This window comes from Streptomyces graminilatus, from assembly GCF_001418565.1.
GTDB classification, from domain to species: domain Bacteria; phylum Actinomycetota; class Actinomycetes; order Streptomycetales; family Streptomycetaceae; genus Streptomyces; species Streptomyces graminilatus.
Map to the genome: position 1 here is coordinate 1 of NZ_LIQQ01000559.1, position 2,390 is coordinate 2,390.

A 2,390-nucleotide genomic window follows, 5' to 3' on the forward strand; every position below is an offset into this window, starting at 1 on the left:
CGGCGGCCCGCGTTCCGCCGACGACGTGCACCGGCAGATCAAAGGGTTCGTCTCCACCGGCCCCGCCTCCCCCGGTGAGGCCATCGACTTCCACATCACGGTCGACCCGCCGCAGGAGTTCGCCGTGGACATCTACCGCATCGGCCACTACGGCGGTGACGGCGCCGCGAAGATCACCACCAGCCCCCGCCTCTCGGGCATAGTCCAGCCCCCGCCGCTCACCGCCGACCGCACGGTCTCCTGCCACCACTGGTGGCTCTCCTGGCGGCTCCAGATCCCGTCGTACTGGAACGTCGGGGCGTACGTCGCCGTCCTCACCACCGTCGACGGCTACCGCTCCCACATCCCGTTCACGGTCCGCGACAACCACCCCGCGGACCTGCTGCTCCTGCTGCCGGACATCACCTGGCAGGCGTACAACCTCTACCCGGAGGACGGCCGTACGGGCGCGAGCCTCTACCACGCGTGGGACGACGAAGGCCGGCTCCTCGGCGAGGCCGACGCCGCGACCACCGTCTCCTTCGACCGGCCGTACGCGGGCGCCGGCCTCCCCCTCCACGTCGGCCACGCCTACGACTTCATCCGCTTCGCCGAGCGCTACGGCTACGACCTCGCCTACGCCGACGCCCGCGATCTGCACGCCGGCCGCGTCGACCCCACCCGCTACCGGGGCCTGGTCTTCCCGGGCCACGACGAGTACTGGTCGACGTCGATGCGCCGCACCGCCGAACTCGCCCGCGAGAGCGGCACGTCCCTCGTCTTCCTCTCCGCCAACACCATGTACTGGCAGGTGGAGCTGTCCCCGTCCCCGTCCGGCGTCCCCGACCGCCTCCTCACCTGCCGAAAGCGTCGCGGCCCCGGGAAACCGGCCCTGTGGCGCGAGATCGACCGCCCCGAGCAGCAGTTGATAGGCATCCAGTACGCGGGCCGGGTCCCCGAGCCGACCCCCCTGGTCGTCCGCAACGCCGATCACTGGATGTGGGAGGCGACCGGCGCCCATGACGGCGACGAGATCGACGGCATGGTGGCCGGCGAGGCCGACCGTTACTTCCCGCGCACCCAGCTCCCCGAGCACGACGACCGCATCCTCCTCGCGCACTCCCCGTACGCCGACAGCGAGGGCGCCCTCCGCCACCAGGAGACATCCCTCTACCGGTCCCCGTCCGGCGCCCTGGTCTTCGCGTCCGGAACGTTCGCGTGGTCCCCGTCCCTGGACCGCCCCGGCCACGTGGACGCACGGGTCCAACGGGCCACGGCGAACCTCCTGGACCGCATCTGCAAACGCGACTGAACTCGTTCTTCTCGGAGTGACCGGTGCCCCCTGGCGAAAACACGCTCCCCGCATACGGGAGAATCGAGCCACTTGGTCATCACCACGGGGAGGAACCGTGTCCGGATTCGTAGAAAAGCCCGAGCCTCTGCAGGTTCCGGGTCTGGTGCATCTGCACACCGGCAAGGTGCGCGACCTGTACCAGAACGAGGCGGGCGACCTCGTGATGGTCGCCAGCGACCGCATGTCCGCCTACGACTGGGTGCTGCGGACGGAGATCCCCGACAAGGGCCGCGTCCTCACCCAGCTCTCGCTCTGGTGGTTCGACCAGCTCGCCGATCTGGCCCCCAACCACGTCCTGAGCACCGAACTCCCGCCCGGCGCCCCCGCCGACTGGGAGGGCCGCACCCTGATCTGCAAGTCCCTGCGCATGATGCCGGTGGAGTGCGTGGCCCGCGGCTACCTCACCGGCTCCGGCCTCACCGAGTACAACGCGTCCCGTACGGTCTGCGGCCTGGCGCTCCCCGAGGGCCTGACGGACGGCTCCGAACTCCCCGCCCCGATCTTCACCCCGGCCACCAAGGCGGCGGTCGGCGACCACGACGAGAACGTGTCGTACGAGGAGGTCGTACGCCAGATCGGCGCCGAGTCGGCCGCCCAGCTCCGCCAGGCGACCCTGGCCGTCTACTCCCGCGCCCGTGACATCGCCCGCGAGCGGGGGATCATCCTCGCGGACACGAAGTTCGAGTTCGGCTACGAGACCACGGCGGACGGCGAGGCCCTGATCCTGGCCGACGAGGTCCTCACCCCGGACTCGTCCCGCTTCTGGCCGGCCGACCAGTGGGAGCCGGGCCACGCGCAGCCCTCGTTCGACAAGCAGTTCGTACGGGACTGGCTCACGTCGGCGGAATCCGGCTGGGTCCGCGCCAGCGAGCAGCCCCCGCCGCCGCTCCCGCAGCACGTCGTCGACGCGACCCGAGCGAAGTACATCGAGGCGTACGAGCGCCTGACGGGCCTGAGCTGGACGTAGCCGAGGCCGGGCGAGACCCGGCGAGGCACACGAAAAAGACCCCGGTCGAGGTGACCGGGGTCTTTTCCATCTGAGCGGACGACCAGGTTC

General features: G+C 70.6%; 2 protein-coding genes. Both read left to right on the forward strand.

Features of this window, described 5'->3' with window-relative positions; genetic code table 11:
- The coding region (locus AOK08_RS36445) for a N,N-dimethylformamidase beta subunit family domain-containing protein (RefSeq protein WP_055534031.1) at positions 1 to 1,291 on the forward strand (1,291 nt) is incomplete at its 5' end.
- A 97-nt stretch (positions 1,292 to 1,388) separates the two neighbouring features.
- The gene (locus tag AOK08_RS36450; protein ID WP_055534033.1) at positions 1,389 to 2,300 is read left to right on the forward strand and encodes a phosphoribosylaminoimidazolesuccinocarboxamide synthase; all 912 of its coding nucleotides are present in this window, start codon (positions 1,389 to 1,391) and stop codon (positions 2,298 to 2,300) included.
- Positions 2,301 to 2,390 lie beyond the last annotated feature (90 nt).